General features: G+C 42.8%; 20 protein-coding genes and 2 pseudogenes. 2 read left to right on the top strand and 20 right to left on the bottom strand.

What is annotated here, in order from left to right; genetic code table 11:
- Window positions 1–94: 94 nt before the first annotated feature.
- Together licT and BFW96_RS01165 are read right to left on the bottom strand one after the other, a co-directional pair.
- Window positions 95–928, bottom strand: a complete 834-nt coding sequence (gene licT, locus BFW96_RS01170) for a transcriptional antiterminator LicT (protein WP_069150604.1) — start codon at window positions 926–928, stop codon at window positions 95–97.
- 94 nt (window positions 929–1,022) lie between these two features.
- A complete protein-coding gene (locus tag BFW96_RS01165; protein WP_069838403.1) occupies window positions 1,023–1,703 on the bottom strand; it encodes a hypothetical protein in 681 nt (226 codons plus the stop codon).
- A gap of 205 nt (window positions 1,704–1,908) precedes the next feature.
- Between BFW96_RS01165 and BFW96_RS01160 the strand changes: the two genes are divergently transcribed.
- A complete protein-coding gene (locus tag BFW96_RS01160) occupies window positions 1,909–3,195 on the top strand; it encodes an MFS transporter (protein ID WP_083252774.1) in 1,287 nt (428 codons plus the stop codon).
- 18 nt (window positions 3,196–3,213) lie between these two features.
- On the opposite strand, the gene dbpA is transcribed toward BFW96_RS01160, so the two are convergent.
- The 16 genes and pseudogenes from dbpA to BFW96_RS01085 form a co-directional block, all read right to left on the bottom strand.
- Window positions 3,214–4,653 carry an ATP-dependent RNA helicase DbpA gene (gene dbpA / locus BFW96_RS01155; protein WP_014665953.1) on the bottom strand — a complete coding sequence of 480 codons (1,440 nt, stop codon included), beginning with the start codon at window positions 4,651–4,653 and terminating at the stop codon, window positions 3,214–3,216.
- An 82-nt stretch (window positions 4,654–4,735) separates the two neighbouring features.
- Window positions 4,736–5,884 (bottom strand): rhamnogalacturonan acetylesterase, encoded by a 1,149-nt coding sequence (locus BFW96_RS01150; RefSeq protein ID WP_069838401.1) that lies wholly within the window; start codon window positions 5,882–5,884, stop codon window positions 4,736–4,738.
- A gap of 353 nt (window positions 5,885–6,237) precedes the next feature.
- Window positions 6,238–6,366: pseudogene (locus BFW96_RS21775) on the bottom strand (hypothetical protein); the annotation flags it as partial.
- 11 nt (window positions 6,367–6,377) lie between these two features.
- Complete coding sequence (locus tag BFW96_RS01140) at window positions 6,378–6,839, bottom strand: hypothetical protein (RefSeq protein ID WP_069838399.1); 462 nt, start codon at window positions 6,837–6,839, stop codon at window positions 6,378–6,380.
- A 15-nt stretch (window positions 6,840–6,854) separates the two neighbouring features.
- The gene (locus BFW96_RS01135; RefSeq protein WP_069838398.1) at window positions 6,855–7,151 is read right to left on the bottom strand and encodes a YxiJ family protein; all 297 of its coding nucleotides are present in this window, start codon (window positions 7,149–7,151) and stop codon (window positions 6,855–6,857) included.
- Between the two features lie 18 nt (window positions 7,152–7,169).
- Complete coding sequence (locus BFW96_RS01130; protein ID WP_040081332.1) at window positions 7,170–7,481, bottom strand: hypothetical protein; 312 nt, start codon at window positions 7,479–7,481, stop codon at window positions 7,170–7,172.
- 26 nt (window positions 7,482–7,507) lie between these two features.
- The gene (locus BFW96_RS01125) at window positions 7,508–7,990 is read right to left on the bottom strand and encodes a hypothetical protein (RefSeq protein ID WP_069838397.1); all 483 of its coding nucleotides are present in this window, start codon (window positions 7,988–7,990) and stop codon (window positions 7,508–7,510) included.
- Between the two features lie 28 nt (window positions 7,991–8,018).
- Window positions 8,019–8,777 carry a hypothetical protein gene (locus BFW96_RS01120; protein WP_069838396.1) on the bottom strand — a complete coding sequence of 253 codons (759 nt, stop codon included), beginning with the start codon at window positions 8,775–8,777 and terminating at the stop codon, window positions 8,019–8,021.
- A gap of 25 nt (window positions 8,778–8,802) precedes the next feature.
- A complete protein-coding gene (locus tag BFW96_RS01115; protein ID WP_083252773.1) occupies window positions 8,803–9,291 on the bottom strand; it encodes a DUF2716 domain-containing protein in 489 nt (162 codons plus the stop codon).
- A gap of 16 nt (window positions 9,292–9,307) precedes the next feature.
- Window positions 9,308–9,760: a hypothetical protein gene (locus BFW96_RS20875; RefSeq protein ID WP_080478367.1), complete on the bottom strand. Its 453-nt coding sequence runs from the start codon at window positions 9,758–9,760 to the stop codon at window positions 9,308–9,310.
- 72 nt (window positions 9,761–9,832) lie between these two features.
- A pseudogene (locus tag BFW96_RS20870) lies at window positions 9,833–10,159 on the bottom strand (DNA-binding protein); the annotation flags it as partial.
- A 41-nt stretch (window positions 10,160–10,200) separates the two neighbouring features.
- Window positions 10,201–10,617 carry a YxiG family protein gene (locus BFW96_RS01105; protein WP_069838393.1) on the bottom strand — a complete coding sequence of 139 codons (417 nt, stop codon included), beginning with the start codon at window positions 10,615–10,617 and terminating at the stop codon, window positions 10,201–10,203.
- Between the two features lie 46 nt (window positions 10,618–10,663).
- Window positions 10,664–11,026, bottom strand: a complete 363-nt coding sequence (locus BFW96_RS01100) for a hypothetical protein (RefSeq protein ID WP_371326431.1) — start codon at window positions 11,024–11,026, stop codon at window positions 10,664–10,666.
- Window positions 11,027–11,035: 9 nt separating this feature from the next.
- Entirely contained in the window at window positions 11,036–11,506 is a 471-nt protein-coding gene (locus BFW96_RS01095) for a YxiF family protein (RefSeq protein WP_033881894.1), read from the bottom strand.
- Between the two features lie 444 nt (window positions 11,507–11,950).
- Window positions 11,951–12,886 (bottom strand): DMT family transporter, encoded by a 936-nt coding sequence (locus BFW96_RS01090; protein ID WP_069838392.1) that lies wholly within the window; start codon window positions 12,884–12,886, stop codon window positions 11,951–11,953.
- Window positions 12,887–12,953: 67 nt separating this feature from the next.
- A complete protein-coding gene (locus tag BFW96_RS01085) occupies window positions 12,954–13,697 on the bottom strand; it encodes an SDR family NAD(P)-dependent oxidoreductase (protein WP_069838391.1) in 744 nt (247 codons plus the stop codon).
- Between the two features lie 167 nt (window positions 13,698–13,864).
- Between BFW96_RS01085 and BFW96_RS01080 the strand changes: the two genes are divergently transcribed.
- A complete protein-coding gene (locus BFW96_RS01080) occupies window positions 13,865–14,596 on the top strand; it encodes a 2OG-Fe dioxygenase family protein (protein WP_069838390.1) in 732 nt (243 codons plus the stop codon).
- Between the two features lie 33 nt (window positions 14,597–14,629).
- On the opposite strand, the gene BFW96_RS01075 is transcribed toward BFW96_RS01080, so the two are convergent.
- Together BFW96_RS01075 and bglH are read right to left on the bottom strand one after the other, a co-directional pair.
- Window positions 14,630–15,076 carry a universal stress protein gene (locus BFW96_RS01075; RefSeq protein WP_040081325.1) on the bottom strand — a complete coding sequence of 149 codons (447 nt, stop codon included), beginning with the start codon at window positions 15,074–15,076 and terminating at the stop codon, window positions 14,630–14,632.
- A 102-nt stretch (window positions 15,077–15,178) separates the two neighbouring features.
- Window positions 15,179–16,588, bottom strand: a complete 1,410-nt coding sequence (gene bglH / locus BFW96_RS01070) for an aryl-phospho-beta-d-glucosidase (protein ID WP_069838389.1) — start codon at window positions 16,586–16,588, stop codon at window positions 15,179–15,181.
- Between the last annotated feature and the right edge of the window lie 17 nt (window positions 16,589–16,605).

Here is a 16,605-nt window from a genome sequence, read left to right as displayed (position 1 = left end):
GGTTTTGCCTGCTTTATCAGTAACAATCCTACCATCATCATATTGAAATGTAAGAAAAAACGAACACACGAAAATAAAAATGTCAGCGCTCTCATTATGCTTGTTTGACTATCCTTTCTATGTGAATCGTTAAATACAACAGCTCGTCACTGGTGAGCTTGTGCTCATACTCCCGCTCAATGTAGGTTTGGATTTTCTTCGTGCAGTCATACGCCCGATGATACTTTTCTCTCACTGTCTCCAGCAAAAAATCATCCTGGCTTTCCATATGTGTACCGTTAAAAAGACGCTGTGCGAAAAACTTTAAGTGGGTGACGAACCGATAATAGTGAAGCGATTCTTCATTGAATTCAATTTTAAAATGGTATTTTACAATACTCAAAATCTCTTGCATGACTTTTGTAATGTTGATGATATTGGGCATCTCTTCATTCAGCTCGGCATTGACAATATGCAGAGCAATAAAGCCTGCTTCATCCTCTGGCAGAGACACGCCAGTCTTGTTTTTTACCATGGCCAACGCTTCTTTGCCAATGGCAAATTCGTCTTTGTACAGCCGTTTTGTTTCCCACAGCAAGGCGTTTTTGATATCAAGCCCTTTCTGATTGCGCTGGATGGCAAAGTTAATATGATCGGTCAGCGACACATAGATGCTGTCGTTGAGCTTTTTGCCGAGCTGTAATTTTGCGTAGCTGATAATCTCTTCGGATACTTCCATGCACTCGATCGGTATATCATACAAAAGGGTTTTAAATTTTTCTGATACATCCTTGTTATCGAGCGTAAACACCTTCTCAATGCGGGCTTCATCGACATCATCGCCGGACTTTTTCTGGAACGCGAGCCCCCTGCCCATGACAACCAACTCTTTTCCCTGTTCATTGACCACGCTGATCACATTATTGTTGATCACCTTCGCAATTTTCATGACATGTCCCTCCAATCAACTAAGAACAGGCTATATCTTGATTGTACATCCTTTTTGCACTAGGTCAATATCATCAGGGAAAGACGGGAACCAGTTAGTACAATTCACTCAATACCGGCTGTCCGGGCTGTTTTTGAAGCAGCGCCTCCAGGTAGCGTTCAAATAATGCCTTATCCGCTTTCTGCTTTCTGACAATGCTATTTATGATTTTGACGCTTTCAGCGCTGTATTGTGTATATTGTTTTTTCAGCTGATCCAGCTGCTGTCTTGTCGTCTTCGCGTTTTTCGGTGTGACTTGGCTGATGAGGTTGATCATACGGCCTGTGATCTCAAAAAAAGCGGCTCTATTTTCTGTCAGCTGCTGAATTTCGCTGCGGATCATGTCTTGATTTCGCGTTTTTTCAAGCAAGGCGATCGCCTCGCTGTTTTGTTTTTTGAGCGATTTGCTTTCAATTTTAATCGATTCAAGGTTCTCTTTCGCAATGTCTGCTTCTTCTTCAGTCATGCTGCTTCGCACGAAGTATTCTGGATTGCCGATCCCATAATCAAATGCTTCGCTCACTTTGATCATGGAACTGAACACAATGGCCAGCTGCCTTTCGCTTGCAAGGGCTTGGAAATCCTGCTTTTTCTTACTGCTCATCGGTTTGGCTGCGGTTTGTTTTACTGTCTTTTGATCACAGTCTGCGAACGTCTGAGCCTCACCTTCACTTTCGCATGCGCTCATCACAAGAACTGTGACCAGCAGGCTTATACACAAGCCTATTCGCCTCATGCTCTGTCTCCTCTCTGCTGAATCCTTCTGGAAAATACCATAAAATATAGTTAAATGGTACCAGATGCACCTAACCCCAGCAATAAATCAAAAGTATGATTTGAAGCGAAAAAACATAAATATTTTGTAAAAATTGACGTGCATTCCATTCTTTTCAGGCCCATTTCTCGTACAATAGAAGTATCGTTACCGGAGAGGGGCTCTGATGATGAAACGTTTTTCGAAACAAGAAAACAGCTGGGTGTTATATGACTGGGCAAATTCGGCTTACTCAATTGTCGTGACCACCGCGGTGTTTCCGTTATTTTATAAATCAGCGGCTGCGGAAAGCGGTGTCAGCGCCGCTCAATCGACTGCCTATCTGGGCTATACCATTGCGATTTCAACATTTATTCTTGCGATGCTCTGCCCTATTTTAGGCACAATCGCCGACTATGAAGGGTGCAAGAAAAAGTTCTTCGGTTTCTTTGTGTCTGCCGGTGTCGCCAGCACCGCGATGCTCGCCTTTATCCCTAGTGAACATTGGCTGCTATTGTTGCTGTTTTATACGATATCGGCTATCGGTTTTTCCGGCGCCAATGTGTTTTATGATGCCTTTCTCGTGGACGTCACGCCTGAGAAGCGGATGAATCTCGTCTCAGCACGGGGTTTTGGCTTAGGATACATTGGAAGCACGATTCCATTTATCATCAGCATTGCTGTCATCCTGCTCGCTCAAGCAGAAACAATTCCAATGTCTGTATCGGCTGCAAGCCAGCTGTCCTTTTTTATAACGGCTGCTTGGTGGGGGCTGTTCACCATCCCCATGATCAAACATGTCCATCAACGCTATTACATCAAAAGAGAACCTCATATTGTCATCAACAGCTTTAAGCGGCTCGGCCAAACGATGAAACGGATCAGGCAATACCGGGCACTGTTCCTCTTTTTACTCGCTTATTTCTTTTATATCGACGGTGTCGGCACGATTATTACGATGTCGACATCCTATGGATCAGATTTAGGGATCGGCTCCTCAAGCCTTCTGATCATCCTATTTGTCACCCAGGTCGTCGCCGCGCCGTTTTCGATTGTATACGGAAAACTGGCAGAACGCTTCACGGGGAAGACAATGCTGTACGTTGGGATCGTCATTTATATGATTGTCTGCGTGTACGCCTATTTTATGGAGACAACGCTTGATTTCTGGATACTGGCCATGCTTGTCGCCACCTCGCAGGGCGGTATTCAAGCCCTCAGCCGTTCCTATTTCGCCAAGCTTGTGCCAAAGCGCCACGCCAATGAATTCTTCGGTTTTTACAACATTTTCGGGAAATTCGCCTCAATTATGGGACCGCTGCTCATTGCCGTGACCGCCCAGCTGACCGGGAAATCCTCGACTGCGGTGTTCAGCCTGATCATTTTGTTCGTGATTGGCATTGTGATACTTGCCTTTGTTCCGGAGGAGACCAGCGCCGATGTCAGCCAGCAGCAAAATGACCTGCCCCTTTAACTGGGAGCAGGTCATTCATCATTTATTCGCTTTATTTACCTTGAGCTTTTTCCCTTTGACGGTTGTGTTCTTCATCACTTGGAGAACATGAGGGCCTTTCCCATTTAAAATCTCAACGTATGAGGCGTTATCCATAATCGTGATGATGCCGATGTCATCAGCTGACACACCATCAATTTTGGCAATCGTTCCTACAAAATCAACGGCTCTGATTTTCTTTTTCTTTCCGCCGTTAAAATATAGCTTCATAATGTCTTTATTCAGCTCTTCGCTTTTGTCCTTTTTGCTTTCCGGACGGTCATTCATTTTAGCTAGAAATTCAGGTTTCTTTCTAGCCACTTCCTCTTGAGAAGGGGCCTCCATTTTTTGAATCTCAAATCCGATATATTCTTCAATGTCGGCTAAAAACCGTTTTTCGAAGGCCGCGACAAACGAAATGGCCTTTCCTTTGTTCCCTGCGCGACCTGTCCGGCCTGTGCGGTGCACGTAGCTTTCCTTTTCAAGCGGCAAATCATAGTTGATGACAAGGGAGATATTTTCAATATCAATCCCGCGCGCGGCGACATCTGTCGCGACTAGGTAACGGTACTCGCCCCGTTTAAATTCATTCATGACGTCGAACCGGTCTTCCTGAATCATTCCGCCGTGAATTTTATCGCATGGATATCCTAAGTCATCCAATTCATCGGTCAGCTGATTGACGTGCTCTTTCGTTCGGCAGAAAATGATGCAGCTATCGGGATTCTCCGTCATCAGCACATCTTTCAGCAATGAAAATTTATTCTCTTCTCTTACTTGAATCACCGCATGTTCAATATTCCTTGTGGTTAGGCCGGCCGCTTTGATTTCGATATGCTCCGGGTTTTGCATATATTGACGGCTCAGCTTCTCGATATCCTGCGGCAGCGTTGCCGAAAACAGCATCGTCGTGCGCTCAGTCGGCAGATGCTTGATAATCGCCTCCACCTGCTCGATGAAGCCCATATTCAGCATCTCATCCGCTTCATCAATGACCAAATAAGAGAGACGATCCAACGGCAGCGTGCCTTTTTCAATATGATCCAGAACACGTCCCGGCGTGCCAACAACAATGTGGCTTTTTTGCTTAAGCTCGGCTTTTTGTTTATCGAAGGAGGACTTTCCAAATACAGCTGTCGCTTTGATTCGTTTAAATCGTCCGATGTTCGTGATATCCTCTTTTACTTGCACCGCAAGCTCACGGGTCGGTGTTAAAATAAGCGCCTGCGGCTTGTTTTCATCCCAATCCGCCAGCTCACAGAGAGGAATCCCGAACGAAGCCGTTTTCCCGCTTCCCGTCTGTGATTTGACGACTAGATCCTTTCGTTCAAGGGCAGCCGGGATCACGCTCTGCTGCACCTTGGTCGGTTCTGTATATCCCAGTCCTTCCAGTGCTCGTAAAATGTCATGACTGATTTGATAGTTTTTAAAATGACTCATGTATAAACTCCTGTCTCTTGCAGATGTTCTCATTATACTCTAATTGACGAAGGCGTATGTGTTTTGTCGAAAAAATGACGTGTTAAAAGCCATCGATTCCCTGGCGTTTTAGCTCTTGAACAGCCAATCGCGCCAGTGCGTCGGCCCCCGCGCGGTTCGGATGCAGCGTATCTCCGTCCATATAAAGCGCGAGTGTTTTTTCCGGACCGATCGATGTAAAGTATGCCGAGCTGAGGACATTTAAGTCAATGAGATGTGTTTTTTCCTCTTCGGCCAAAGCCAAAATAGAGGCCCTGTACCATCTGTTTACAGACGAATGGATGCCTTCAGAGGTAAAATCGGTCGCCCGGCCCTGAGGCGTTGATAGGATGACGTCCGCTCCTTTCGCTTTCACCTGGCGGATCATATCACGCATCATCTCTTTAAACTCCGCTTCAGATTCATTATGCTTCGGATTTGTGTCATTAATGCCGAGCTGCAAGATAAAATAATCCCCCGGCTTGATGTACTTCAGGATCGCCTCAAGCTGTCCATCATTTCTGAATCCTCTCGCGATCTGTCCGCCAGACGCCATGTTCCTCACTTGAAAGGTGTGTTTATCGATATAGTGAGGCAGCATCTGCCCCCAGCCCGCCTGCTTGCTGCTGTTGAGCGGATAATAATTGCACACCGTCGAGTCGCCGCCGACATAAATGGTTCGGTTCGTCACCGGCTGATCAGACAATTTCTTTATTTTCAGGGCGCTAAGCGTAAAAGCGGTGCCAGCTTTCCCCTCTGTCACCAGCAGATTCAGCTGCCCGTCGGTGACAGGAATTTGGAACGTATCCTCCGCGCCATCCCCTGTCATATTGATGACCTGAAACACGCCCTCCGCCGCCACACTGGCCCTTACCGTATTGCCAAGCGTCGCCTTCACCTCATAAAGGCCGTTCGGGAGATCCACTTGAAACGTGTTATTGCTTTTCGTCCCATACGCTAAAAATTGAACCGCATCACTCTTCACACCAGTCCCGGATGCCGCCACATCCTTCACATTCTCCGGTGTTTGAAAGCCGTAGCCCTTTGACCGGTCATACCGATCAGACGCCCTAACACCAATGTAATCAGGCTCAACCGAACCGCTTCCAAAATCAAACTGATACACCTTCTGCTCCGCTGCCTTCACACTCTCATTCCCGTCAAAACACAGCATCAACATCATTACAAAAACCGCAGCCATCCATTTTTTCATCAAGAAACCCCCCCTCTATGAAAACACATACATTAATGCATACTCGGTGATTGTTTCTTTATGATGGCTGAAGGGAGAAAAAAATGGCGTTGAGGAATAAAAATGAGGGGAGAGTCTCAAGAAGGGGAAAATCAGTGTGACTTCTTGTCACACTTGATCACATCCCAACCTCCGCAATAGAAGCTTATTTGGTCTTCTTCGTCATACACATAATAACGGAGTCTTTCCCATTGATCATCAGTCGGTTCAATCTCCAACTCAACCGCATCGATGGATTCAAGGTCATCCAGCCTTGATGCACTAATGTCTTCAAACCGCAAATGGATGTCACAGGTTTGAGCAGATAGTTTTAATTCAAACACAGGAATATGGATATAACGATCATCTTCTTTCATATAGAAAGAAAACTCGTTTAATGTAAATGGACCTGTATCCGCATCAGAAAGATGCTTTTTCAATTTCTCGTATTGTGTGATATACAAATGAATTCCCCCTATTTTTTTGATTCACTGCCAACCATATAAATGTCCACTGCATCGTATTCAAACCACATGATCCGTTCGCCTGAGTCCGTGAGGCATTGGAGCTTCCCTTCTGAAAAATAGCTTTTATCCGGTTTAGGATCAGTGATCAGAAAAACATCGTCATTGATGGAAGCTAACAGAAAGAGATAACCTGCAATGTCACGGTCTGCTTTCTGTATTACGGATTCGAAACGGAATTCCCTTTTGGCCAGCTTCGTCAACTTGTAAGCATGTCCTTCAAAATACTCGGAAAGGTGTTCTATAAATGAACCAGTCGTTATTACCTGTATCATGATTCGATCGTAGGCAAGCCCTTCCCAAAAACGATAAAACGACTCTGCATCTTCAAGTTCACAAGACATAACAACTTGGTGAGGCTTAAGAACGATCATGTCCAAATTGCCGATACTGCTTATAGAGGTTATTTCCATAAAATCTTCCCCTTATCAGTTGGATAGCGCAACGCAAATCTCTTGCCTGACTTGTTCATACAAGAGAATGTGATGATACAGATCCTTATCGTTTTTGATCATATCCGGAAGTATATCAGGATACAGCTCAAAAAAGCTTTTCTCCAACGAACGCCGCTGATGCCGGGGCATCCTTTTATTCACCAGCACATAATCCAAACTGCCATCAACTAGCATAAAAAACTCATAGATTTCCGCTTCAAAGCCGTACAATTCATCAGGGTACGGCATTTCTTCAAGCTCTCGCTGTCTTTTTTTCAGTTTTTGAAGCACGTTGATCCTCTCCTCACCCTATTCAACTTCCATCACCTCATATTGCCGGCAATAAAAACGGAACGTCTCCTCTTCCCATTCTTCCACAAGGTAGATGCCTTGCGGCTGCGATTCAATGCTGAGAAGGCAATCAGACATATCCGAAAGGGTTTCGATTTCTCGTATCGTAACGGCTGAAACGTCTTTGAATATGACAACAATCGTGCGTGAATGATAAACAGCTACTAGCTCAATCGTATAAATGGCACCAAGCACGTGATCTGTTTCCCGATAAAAACGCCATTTCTTGATATGCTGAAACAAAATAGGAGTAGCTCCTGAAATACTCAATTTTGATTCCTCCGTTGATAGCGTCTTTATACTCCATACTCACAGTAAGGCTTCAAATCAGGAAAAGCATCCTTCAACATTCTTTCTATGTTTTCATCGGTCACTGTAAATATAATATCTGTTGAATCAAAGAAACCGACTTCAAAAATACACTCTTTCACAGGAGAAACATAATCATCTACATAATAGTCAACATTCCCATCGACAAAAGGCACATTTGTTAGATTATAGGGTAACGTCTCTTTAGGTACAGCTGTTAAAGTAGAAAAAATCACATAAACCTTAAATTCATTTAATATTCGATGAAACTCCTCACCTGTGATAAAAAGATAGTCTTCACGCCCGCCAATGATATCGTTCCAATGATCTTTATCCTCGGATACATCCATCATATTCAAAATATCGCCAATGACCCAATGATACTCAGTGATAGGGAGAGGGAATTGTTTGAAAAAATCACTTAAAAGAAAAAGTTCAGAATTCGCATATTCCAGACAATACCTGCTCATATGTACCTCCCCACCAATAAAACCCTTTTTACAACTCATACTTGATCAATTCCTCCATCGAGGTTCCTTTGAAATATTGATAAAGAATATCCTCGATACTCAAATGACCAAATAGCCCAATCGGATTGCTAAACGTCTTCCCCCGCTTTTCATCAACCTCTATTAAATCACTCTCTGACGCTAATGAATCGTCTTGGCTAATGAGGTATTTTCCATCTTCATACATGACAAATGTTATAGCAGATTGATCAAATTTCCTCATCAAATCTATCGGCACCTTGGAAACAACCTTCCAACTTCCCTGAAGAAAGCCTGTATATCCTGTATTCGCAATAAAAAGGGTTCTTTGCTTTTCTGCCATCATGAGAGAAATGTCTTTTTTATTCAAGCGTTGATCTGTAAAAATATCAAAATACTGAATGAGAAGATCATCATTTTTATCTGTTGCTAAATCTCCTTTTACCACTAATGCATATGTAAACTGATTGATTTGCCGTAAAGGGATTTCAATGACAACACCAGGCCTAACTTCACTTAAAGTAGTTCTTTTTTTCATCTTTAGGTTGATATCGGTGACTTGTTTTCCTTCTAATTCTTTAAAAAGCGAATCGCCGTCTGAGTTTAATACCTGAAAGAGAGTATAAATAAATTCATTTAGAGTAGGCTTGCGATCCAATTGTTCCAGGAACACAGCGTGAAAATCTTCGATGGCGTCGTGACAAATATCCAAACCATCATCACTTACGAATATCTTTTTATTTTTATATTTCTCTTCCCAAAAGCCCATGTTTCACCTCCGTTTTTCAGAACACTCATCTATTTTGAAACAGAATCGGCGGATATTTATCTATCGCCTCCAACAGCTCTTCACCAAACACAGTGATTGTCAATTTCCACGGGTCTCCCAAAAGTCCCCAAGAGAAGTCCTGATGAAAAAAGAAATAATAGTCTCCATTTGGAAATACGGGAACAGGCCATTCGCCAAATTCATCCTTAGGCATTGCCTGATGAGGACTAAAGGTATATCCGTCATGCTGCCAATCTAGTGCGTACATTACATCTTTCTTTCCAGTACATAATTGAAATGCTTTTAAAATAGAAGTCTCTAAATCACTCAGCACTCCGCTCACATCAATTTGACCACCTTTACTGCTCATCTCGCTTGAGATATCAAACACTCGATATGGATCAGGCGGGATGATGTGATGACATCTGTTTCCGGGTTTCCATTTTATGAGCTTGTTCACTTCTGACCAGATGCGGTCTTGTTTTGTCTGACTTAAAGCGCGCCAATTCATCATGATCTCATCCCTACGCCTATTGGATATCCTGTTTATAAACACCAGAAGAGGCCACTGCGTAAACAGCGTTACTTGTCAGTTTCAGCTGTTGAACGTCTAGGGCTTCACCGTTCGAGTCACAGCATGTTATCTCTTCCATCTCTTGACTCACATCGGCAGAAATTAAATAAAGAGACGACTCGAGCTCTTCACTGTAACAATTGAACGTCCCAACCAAAAAACCTTCTTCAGATATCGCAAGCTGATAAAATGCTTCTGAGTTCGGCTCTTTATCCGACAGAATCCATACCCGCCTCACGACCGTGTCGTCAAACGCAGCAATGACTGCATCTCCGTAATACAGCATATAAATCAAGCCGTTTTTTTCTGCAAGCCCATAACAATCATCTACAGCCGGCGCATCCATTTCTTCGAGCTTTCTATCAATGTGTATTTCCTTCTGCTGACCATCTAACGTAAAACACCACACACTATGGCCGTTGGGATTTTCATCATCATAAATGCCTTCATCATTTAAACCCACCCAAAGGTTTTGTTTCTCATCCAAAAGACAGCAGGAAACCCCTGAAGGCAAGTGAAAAGCACTTTTCACCCTTCCCTCTTCTGAAAAAACCTTTACCTTCGGCTCGTACGATTCGTAATAAACGAAGACATAGCCATCTGCACATTGTTGAAAGAGCTGAATATCGCTGTATGCAATCTGCTCTTTCACTCTAAAATCCCGAACGTCACCGGAAGGATCATAGATTGAAATGGTGATATCTCCTTTCTCACCTTTTCCAATGTAGACACACCCCTGTGGATCGGCATGGAAAAAACAATCTTGGGTGTTCGTTTTGATGATTTTATTCATTTTTAATTTTTTCATTTGTTATGCTCCTAGGTTAGAAATGAAATGATAAGAATAAATCATTTAGTGTTTAATTGGTATGCATAAAACGATTGATCATCAAAGCGAACTGTTTCAGCTTCTATAGCAATCAGCATTCTGTTCATGTCAATAAGAAAGTTAGCATTTGATTGATACTCCGGAATTATAGAATTTGATAGATTCCCGATCCCTTCTGGGTGATAACTCATCTCAAATACTTGCCAATTGTATTCTTCCGGATCTATTTTTTCCAATCTCATGTCGCCAACATCTGCACTATAATAAGCGGATGCCACATTTTGAAATACTATTTTATGCGTATATTCAGCTTCACTTTCAAAAACCTTGATATTAAGTGAGAGCTCTTTTTTAAACACATTAAAATCTAAATGAAGGACACTGCACCCCTCATCTATGTAATCAACCCATTCATTAATTGTTTTGTACATTGTCATCTCCTGCCTCTTTCTTAATCAATAACACCTTACCACCAAACATAAATTACCCCGTATATTGTTTGATCCAATCATTTAAATCATCTGTTGAATGCAAATAAGTTTCAGGAGAATCTTTCAAATCAATCCCGCTTAGAAGGATTAACATACTCCAGACTCTATCATCTTCTACTTCGGGGTCATCCGCATGAACATAAGTTCCAGCCCAATCCGACACTTCTTCTCTTGTTGTTTGTCCATTTAAGACACTTTTGATTTTATTTATGCATTCTATTAGCTTTGGTTCGCTCAATTTGATCACCACGTATTCAAGTACTAAATGATTTGTTATTAGTATGCAAAGCACCGTACTGTTATTTAGGTATTGAATATTTTCCCATAAATGATTCCGAATGGTGTTTCCTCCCAGGAAACCAATCTACCAATATACAACCTCACAGCCATATTCCGTGTGCAATATACATAATCCAAACTGACCCTTAGGCTCAACCAAAATAAAACTATGATTGAGAAGCCCTTTGTCGAACCCAATACATTCGAATATGCCGTCAAGGTGCTCGAGACATTTTCCAAAAGAAGAAATTAACGCACCAATTTCGCTGCTGTATTGATGAAACAGCAGAACGTCCCGGTCATCATAAGCAACATATGACTGAGATATTTTCCAGATCAACTGTTTCGCTTCCGTTTTTTCGAGGGCATCAACCTCACGGGTGTTGGCTGGTATTGAATTTGATAAAACCAGCTCAAGCAATTGCTTGCTTTGCGCCAGATCAGCAAAACGATAAGTGAAGCCTCTTTCTACACAAGGAACTAGTTTTTTTTTGATTTCGCTCATCAACATATGTCTTTTATTCTCGGCGAGTTTTTCGATTAATCTTTTTTGCATGAGCTGCATTCCCTCCGCCGTCAATTTCTCAAGTTCTTTTAAATTGATTCATAATTCTCTTGTTTTCGTTGTCGTTCATGTTTAGATTTGTTCTAAAAAAGCTTGTATCGCTTATTGATACAAGCTTTTTTTCAACTATTTAAAACTCACCCAATTGTTGTTTTCTATATTTTTCAATACATCGAATATTATATACTCTATTGTTTTATATTCTTTTTCAAGCCAATCATAGTCATTAAGAGTTGATATTTCATAAAAATAGTACATTCACTTTTCCCCTTACCGCAATTGTGAAAGCCTTTTTCCCCACCAAGAATTTGAAATAATTGTATTATTGATTTAACATGTTAGCGTCATTGGAATAGGATTACAATATTTTTCTGGAATGTTTATATTATTTTAAGAATCAAAAAAAGGCCGCATAGGCCTTTTTACATTTTTTCATTATTGGATTTGTTCAATATCCGTACCTTCAGCTGCCACATTCTCCTTCCCCTTCCTCCTGACAAGCGTCAAGGCCATGCCCGCAAAGATCAGCACGATGCCGAGCGTTTGATAGAGGTCAGGGCGGAAACCTGTGAAGACGGTATCGAGCACGATCGCGACAGCGGGGTCAAGAAAGACAATGATTGAAATAAATTTCGTTGATAAAAATCGCAAGCTGTCAAAAAACAACAAATATACAATACCCGTATGAATAATACCGGTAGATACCACCATAATCCAGTTTCCCTGAGACAGGTCAGCAAAAGCGCCGAAGTGAATAAACGGAATCAGGATGATAACTCCTAAACCCGTTTGCAGGAAGGTGGTCGTGTAAGGGCTGAGGTTTTGAATGCCTTTTCCTAATAAAGTGGTGAACGCATAAAACAGTGCGGCGAGAACGGCCCAAATGATCCCTGATCCCATCAGCTGCGTCAATGAAGTATTGCCGTTAATCCCGGAAATCAGCGCAGTTCCCAGAAAACAGATGATAATGGAGCTGACGGAGATGACATGTAATCTCTCTCTGTAGATGATGCTTCCCAGGAGAAGAACAAGCACCGGTGCTAGGTGATAAACGGAGATAGCAATTGTAACGGACGTTTCTTCAAAAGACTTAAATAAGAACACCCAGTTGAATACAAGAAAGAAACCGCACGCCAATGTTTGCAGCACGTCTCTCTTTCTCCACTTTTCGGTTTTATATTGGCCGGACGCCAGCCAGCAAAAGCTTAAAAATAGCGTCGCGCAAAGGCAGCGGACAAAGACCAATTCAAATGACGGCAGATTGGTATGCTCTGAGAAAAAGCCGATGGAGCCGAAAATCACCATAGAGATGACCATTTTGATTACGGCTGTTGATTTTTGTTTTGGTGTGATTGAGAGATCTTGCTGCATCAAGCGTATTCTACCTCCAGTTATGTATAGGGAAAAGCACCCCAACTGCAAGGTGCTTTTCCCTTTTTTATAGTTTCTTGCCGGCCGTCCAGCCGCCGTCTATGACAAAGTTTGAACCTGTAATAAAGTGCGCCTCATCAGAAGCCAAATACTTCATACAGGAAACAATATCACTCGGCTGCCCCCACGTATGAAGGGCATGGTTATCCTTGATCAGCTGAACCATTTCATCGTCTTGAAAATACTCTTCCGTTAATTCTGTTTGGATCACGCCCGGTGAAATGCTATTCACCCTGATCCCCTTTGATCCAAATTCCATAGCGAGCTGCTTCGTCAGTCCGATGACCGCGTGCTTGGAAGACACATAGGCAGCCCGCGCAGGCTCTGCCATCAGACCGGACACAGAGGCGATGTTGATTATACAGCCTCGTTTTCCCAGCTTTGACCACAGCCTTGCCGCATCTCGGGAAAGAATAAAGGCTGCCGTGAGATTAATGTCTATGACCTTTTTGAATGATTCTGCCGATAATTCAAGAACAGGGGTGATTTCTCTTATCCCTGCTGCATTGATCAAAATATCCGGGATCAATCGGCTTTGTTCAAGTTTTGGCATCAAAGATTCCGCCTGCTGGACATCAGACAAGTCTGCTTTTTCCATCTGAAACTCACTGTTTACTATAAATTCTGACATTTTATTCGTTTGAATATCCACTCCAACGACTCGAAAGCCTTCTGTTAGAAATTGCTTTACTGCCGCAAAGCCGATTCCGCTATTTGCCCCAGTGATCATTATATTCTTTTTTTTCATCATTTTACATTCTGCCTTTTTTCATTTTGGTAATTTGTAATAATCTGAATATTATTATTTGACAATATATTACAAATAATTTAGCATTGCACTACATCCTCTATTTTCCACATTTTCTATCATACAGGAAATTACTAAAAAAATCATCTACTTTTTAAGGAGAGATTCATATGGTTCAAGTTTCAAACGTACAAAAAGAGTTGAGATCCGATATTTCTAAATATGCTTCTTTTTTAAAGGAAAACGGCTATTCGTATATTCCAGCAGATTTCTACCGGCAAAAAAATACAGACGCCGCAGTCCGCGAATTACAGCTTACATATGACGCTTTGAAAGCTGATCCTAAAGGAGGCGGCCGTTACAGAGCGCATTCCCGCTACATTTTGCCTCCTCACTCCGACACTCTTGAATTAGATCCGGATAATGGATATTTCCAATCAAAAGAATATAATTATGATGATGGCGGTATCGTCAGACAATTCGAAAAAATATCAGATGAGTTTCTACAGCATCCTGTAACGAGGCAAATGATACATTCAAATGTAGAAATGGCCCGCCAAACCGATTTTGTAGATTGGGAGAAAGAAGTGATCGTCGGGCTCCACCAAGTCAGATATCAAGTGACACCTGACGCGCCTTCATACAGCTCACCCATTTGGCTGCATCGTGACGATGAACCGCTTGTTTTCGTCCATCTATTTCAGCTGAGCGAGGATGCTATCGGAGGAGATAACTTAATTGCTCCGTCTGTTAAGCAAATTGATAAAGTGCTGCGGCTGACAGACCCGCTTGAAACACTTGCTCTCGGGCAAAAGGTCTTTCATGCGGTTACACCGGTCGGCACTGCCAATAGAGATGGTGCACATCGAGATATATTATTAGTTACATTTTCTAATAAATAAAAAAAGCGCCCAAGGGGCGCTTTTTCAATAAATCTATCGAACAATCAAAACCGGGCAGGTTGATAATTGAGACACTTTATGGCTGACGCTTCCAAGCATCATTTCTTTCAGGCCGCTGATCCCCCGGCTGCCAACGATGATCAGGCTGACGCCTTTCTCTTTTGCATGATTTAGTATTTCATGTGCCGGCTCGCCATTCGCGTAAATGATTTCAGCTTGAACACCGTTATCGGCTGCTTTTTCTTTTGCGTTCTCTAGGATTTTCAGGCCTTCTTTTTTAACCTCGTTCCTGATTTCATCAATAAAATGTTCAGGCACATAGACAATTCCCGTCAGAGAAGAAGTCGTGACGACGGCTTCTCTCCCCACATGAAGAATGCTTAGTTCCGCTTGCTGCTCTTTGGCCAAATGCACTGCGGCATCAAGCGCTTTTTCACTCATATCTGATCCGTCAATCGCAACTAACATTTTGTTAAACATGCTCTTCCCGCCTTTCGGACTGTGGGTGGTTCATCTTTCTCTTTTATTGTCCGCCTGCTTTTCGTTATTGTCAATTGAAGCGCACGAGTTTTCAAAAAGTTGTCAGAGACTCTCTCCGTTTGTAGCGATGACCTGCTGATACCAGTTGAAGCTTTTTTTCTTGATGCGGTTTAATGTTCCGTTTCCTTCATTGTCCCGGTCCACATAAATGAAGCCGTAGCGTTTTTTCATTTCCGCAGTTGATGCGCTGACAAGGTCAATTGGCCCCCATGATGTGTATCCGATTAATTCAACGCCGTCCGCAATGGCTTCGCGCACTTCAATTAAATGATCACGCAGATAGTTGATTCTGTAATCGTCCTGAATTGTGCCGTCATCCTCAACTTTGTCTACGGCGCCCAAGCCGTTTTCAACAATGAACAGCGGCTTCTGATAGCGGTCGTATAATGTGTTGAGCGTAATGCGCAAGCCTTTTGGGTCAATTTGCCAGCCCCATTCTGATGATTTCAGGTAAGGGTTTTTGACTCCGCCCAGCAGGTTGCCGCCTGATTTTGCAAGCTCTTCCGGATCAGTGCTCGCCGCCATCGACATGTAGTAGCTGAATCCAATGTAATCTACCGTATGTTCTTTCAAGAGCTCTTCATCGCCTTCAGCCATTTCAATTTCGATATTGTTTTCTGCCAGATAGCGTTTCATATATCCCGGGTACGCGCCTCTTGCCTGAACATCTGAGAAGAATAGTGTTTTGCGCTCATTCTCCATTGCCGCGAAGACATCTTCCGGCTTAGAGGTCATCGGATAGGTTGTCGTTGCCGCTATCATACAGCCGATTTTCGAATCAGGGATGATCTCGTGACCCGCTTTGACAGCGAGAGCACTGGCGACAAATTGGTGGTGTGCCGCCTGGTACATCGCGTTTCGTTTGTTTTCTCCTTCTTCAAAGACAAGGCCGCCTCCCGTAAACGGCGCATGGAGCACCACGTTAATTTCATTGAACGTCATCCAATACTTCACTTTGTGTTGATAGCGTTTGAAAACCGTTTTGGCATAGCGTTCATAAAACTCTATGACTTTGCGATTCTTCCAGCCGCCATACTTCTTCACTAAACCGAGCGGCATTTCATAATGAGAGATGGTTACGACAGGCTCAATATGATGCTTTAACAGCTCATCAAACAAATCATCATAAAATGTGAGTCCTGCTTCATTTGGTTCCTCTTCATCGCCATTCGGAAAAATTCTCGTCCACGCAATCGATGTGCGGAACGCCTTAAATCCCATTTCTGCAAACAAAGCGATATCCTCTTTATAACGATGATAAAAGTCAATCCCGTTGTGATACAGATTCAAGGAAGTCATTGATTCATCATATGGAGACATGATGCCGTTCGGCGATACGTCAGCTGTCGAAAGCCCCTTACCGCCCTCGTTATAAGCACCCTCCACTTGGTTGGCAGCAACCGCGCCGCCCCATAAAAATCCTTCTGGAAATCGTTTTGCATTTGAACTCATATTGATCACCCCATCAG

The sequence above is a fragment of the Bacillus sp. F56 genome, assembly GCF_001748205.1.
In the GTDB taxonomy this organism is placed as follows: Bacteria; Bacillota; Bacilli; order Bacillales; family Bacillaceae; genus Bacillus; species Bacillus stercoris.
The sequence above is the reverse complement of the archived record's forward strand: the minus strand, read 5'-3'. Positions and strand labels throughout refer to the sequence as shown.

Bases quoted from the DNA above. Each gene is read 5' to 3' on its own strand.
- licT (WP_069150604.1), bottom strand. From the start codon at position 928: ATGAAAATTGCGAAGGTGATCAACAATAATGTGATCAGCGTGGTCAAT.
- BFW96_RS01140 (WP_069838399.1), bottom strand. From the start codon at position 6,839: ATGGAAATAACCTCTATAAGCAGTATCGGCAATTTGGACATGATCGTT.
- BFW96_RS01080 (WP_069838390.1), top strand. From the start codon at position 13,865: ATGGTTCAAGTTTCAAACGTACAAAAAGAGTTGAGATCCGATATTTCT.
- BFW96_RS01125 (WP_069838397.1), bottom strand. From the start codon at position 7,990: ATGAGCAGGTATTGTCTGGAATATGCGAATTCTGAACTTTTTCTTTTA.
- BFW96_RS01160 (WP_083252774.1), top strand. From the start codon at position 1,909: ATGATGAAACGTTTTTCGAAACAAGAAAACAGCTGGGTGTTATATGAC.
- BFW96_RS01165 (WP_069838403.1), bottom strand. From the start codon at position 1,703: ATGAGGCGAATAGGCTTGTGTATAAGCCTGCTGGTCACAGTTCTTGTG.
- BFW96_RS01090 (WP_069838392.1), bottom strand. From the start codon at position 12,886: ATGCAGCAAGATCTCTCAATCACACCAAAACAAAAATCAACAGCCGTA.
- bglH (WP_069838389.1), bottom strand. From the start codon at position 16,588: ATGAGTTCAAATGCAAAACGATTTCCAGAAGGATTTTTATGGGGCGGC.
- BFW96_RS01150 (WP_069838401.1), bottom strand. From the start codon at position 5,884: ATGAAAAAATGGATGGCTGCGGTTTTTGTAATGATGTTGATGCTGTGT.
- BFW96_RS01120 (WP_069838396.1), bottom strand. From the start codon at position 8,777: ATGGGCTTTTGGGAAGAGAAATATAAAAATAAAAAGATATTCGTAAGT.
- BFW96_RS01085 (WP_069838391.1), bottom strand. From the start codon at position 13,697: ATGATGAAAAAAAAGAATATAATGATCACTGGGGCAAATAGCGGAATC.
- BFW96_RS01075 (WP_040081325.1), bottom strand. From the start codon at position 15,076: ATGTTTAACAAAATGTTAGTTGCGATTGACGGATCAGATATGAGTGAA.
- BFW96_RS01115 (WP_083252773.1), bottom strand. From the start codon at position 9,291: ATGATGAATTGGCGCGCTTTAAGTCAGACAAAACAAGACCGCATCTGG.
- dbpA (WP_014665953.1), bottom strand. From the start codon at position 4,653: ATGAGTCATTTTAAAAACTATCAAATCAGTCATGACATTTTACGAGCA.
- BFW96_RS01095 (WP_033881894.1), bottom strand. From the start codon at position 11,506: ATGCAAAAAAGATTAATCGAAAAACTCGCCGAGAATAAAAGACATATG.
- BFW96_RS01105 (WP_069838393.1), bottom strand. From the start codon at position 10,617: ATGACAATGTACAAAACAATTAATGAATGGGTTGATTACATAGATGAG.